The organism is Microcoleus sp. Pol17C6 (assembly GCF_036701145.1).
Classification (GTDB): domain Bacteria; phylum Cyanobacteriota; class Cyanobacteriia; order Cyanobacteriales; family Microcoleaceae; genus Microcoleus.
In genome coordinates, this window is record NZ_JAUBQH010000053.1 from 34,586 (window position 1) to 37,258 (window position 2,673).

A 2,673-nucleotide genomic window follows, 5' to 3' on the forward strand; every position below is an offset into this window, starting at 1 on the left:
TGGAGATGCAGTGACAATTGCCAACAATCCCATTCTCTCCGGCAGCGACATTACTTTCAATAATACTGTAGACGGCAGCAGCGATTTGACGACGAATGCGGTTAGCGGTAATGTTACATTCAATGGTGCAGTTGGTGTTGCAAGTACGATCGGCAATTTAACAGCTAATTCTACAGGAACAACCGCCTTTAATCAAACAGTCAATGCCGCGAGTTTGACTACAGATGTTGGCGGTACAACTCAAGTCAAGGGAAATGTCACTACAACTGGCAGTCAAACTTATGGAGATGCAGTGACAATTGCCAACAATCCGATTCTTTCAGGTGACAGCATTACTTTCAATAATACTGTTGATGGTACCAGCGATTTGACTGTGAAGGCGGCTAGCGGTAATATTACCTTCAAAAGTGCGATCGGCGAAACAACTCCTCTCACTAATTTAAGTGCCAACAGCAAGATATCTTTAGGCGGCAATGTGACTACAACCGGCAGTCAAACTTATGGAGATGCAGTGACTGTTGCCCCAAACTCGGTGTTTTCAGGCAGCGACATTACTTTCAACCAGACAGTTGACGTAGCTGGCAATCTGGGTATTGCGGCTGATAATGTTAATCTCAAAGGAACTGTAACAACAACCAATGACGGCACGCTCACAGTTACTAATAAGGTGAATCTCAATATTGAGAAAAACCTGAACTTAGACGGTGCATTTATTCAAAATGGCGGGGGAACTGTTGCCGCTAGGGGAAATATCACCACAACTAATGATAACATTGGTTTTAGCAATCCAGTGACATTAAAAGCTCCTGTAAATTTTACAGTGAGAGATGCAACAATTGCTTTCGGTTCGACTGTATCGGCAGGTAGTAACTCGCTAACTTTAACGGCAGGTGAAATTAATTTTTCTGAGAATATTTCGGGTACGGGCGCGCTAACGCTGCAACCCGCCACAGCAGGAGAAAATATTGTTGTTGGCGGAACTGATAACAATACTAGCGCTTTAGATTTGACGGCTTCGGAACTTAATTTGATTCAAAATGGATTTAGCTCGATCGCGATCGGGCGATCGGATAGCACCGCCAAGGTTAGCATACCCTACAATCTCACCTTTGTAGACCCCCTAAGTATTCAAGGGGGAACTGGTACGATCGCACTTGATGGCACTCTTACTGGCAATGACAACAGCAGCATTGCTCTCAACGCTGCCACAATTAATTTGAATTATGGCATCAATACCAATAAAAATCCGATCGCTCTCAACGGCACTGTCACACTCAGCAACGATATTAATCTCAGTACCAGCGGCGGAGATATTAAGATAACTGGTGCGATAGACGGTAATCATTTGTTGAACTTAGATGCGGCTATAGGCAATGTACTGGTAGAAAAAAATATCGGAGGAACAGCACCACTTTCTGTTTTGAATGTTACGGCAACGCAGGCGGAATTTACGGGTAATATTGCGAGCAATTCTGGTTTTAATATTGCTGCTGCAAGCACTAAGTTGGGTGGCAATGTTACTACTAATAATGGCAATATCAATATTAACGGTGTTCTCGGGTTGACGAAAGATGCGATATTGAGTACCGCCGGGGGGAATATTGCCTTTGGAGGTGCGATCGACAGTATTGATGCGGCCCGCAACTTAACTCTAGCCTCCGGTAGTGGCAGCATCACTTTCAACGGTTCGGTGGGGGCTACCAGCCAGTTAGGAAATCTTGCGATTGACAATGCTGGCAATGTGACAGGAAACTCGACAATTAACGCGCAACAATTGACAGCACTAAACACCGAAAAAGTCAATTTATCGGGAGATGTCACCGCCGGCAAAGTCGATATTACTGCCCAGGGCGATATAAGCGTTAAAAATATTACTACTACTAATGGCGGAGAAATTCTATTTACAAGCGGTAACAATTTCACTGCAGGCAATTTGAATACATCGGCAAACAGTGGCGGCAACATAACTGTTAAGGCGATAACTTCAATTACCACCGGACAAATTAACTCTAGCGCTATAGTCGGAAATGCCGGCAATGTGTTCTTAGATCCGATCGGCGATATTCAAGTAGAGTTTATCAATGCCCAAGGCGGTACTGGCGGCACCGGTGGCGAGGTGACAGCAATAACAGGCAATTTTTTCCGCGCTACGGGTGCTTTTTCAACCCCACTGTCGCCGACGGGATTTGCTAGCATTTCTACTGCTGGCGGCGCCGGTGGTGGCAAAATTACAATTGTGCACGCTGGGGGAGATGGAGGGACGCCGATTCAACCGTTTGTTGTGGGAGATGCTGCTAGCAACGGTACGGCGGGTGCAATTACAACGGGACAATCTACCATTACATCGCAGTCGTTTCCGCGTTCTAGTAGTGTTGGTAATACTGCGTTTTTGACTGATGACGCGATCAACCCGCCGCCAACACCAACCCCCACTCCAGTTGAAACTCCCACTCCGACTCCGAGTGAAACTCCCACTCCGAGTGAAACTCCCACTCCGACTCCAGTTGTCACTCCAACTCCGGTAGTAACTCCAACTCCGACTCCAGTTGTCACTCCAACTCCGGTAGTAACTCTAACTCCGACTCCAGTTGTCACTCCAACTCCGGTAGTAACTCTAACTCCGACTCCAGTTGTCACTCCAACTCCGGTAGTAACTCTAACTCCGACTCCAGT

At 46.3% G+C, this 2,673-nt stretch carries 1 protein-coding gene; it reads left to right on the top strand.

Annotation, left to right across the window (positions count from 1 at the left end; translation table 11 throughout):
* Positions 1–2,673 (top strand): beta strand repeat-containing protein (locus tag QUA25_RS22130; RefSeq protein WP_445305271.1); only part of this gene is annotated, 2,673 nt, incomplete at both ends.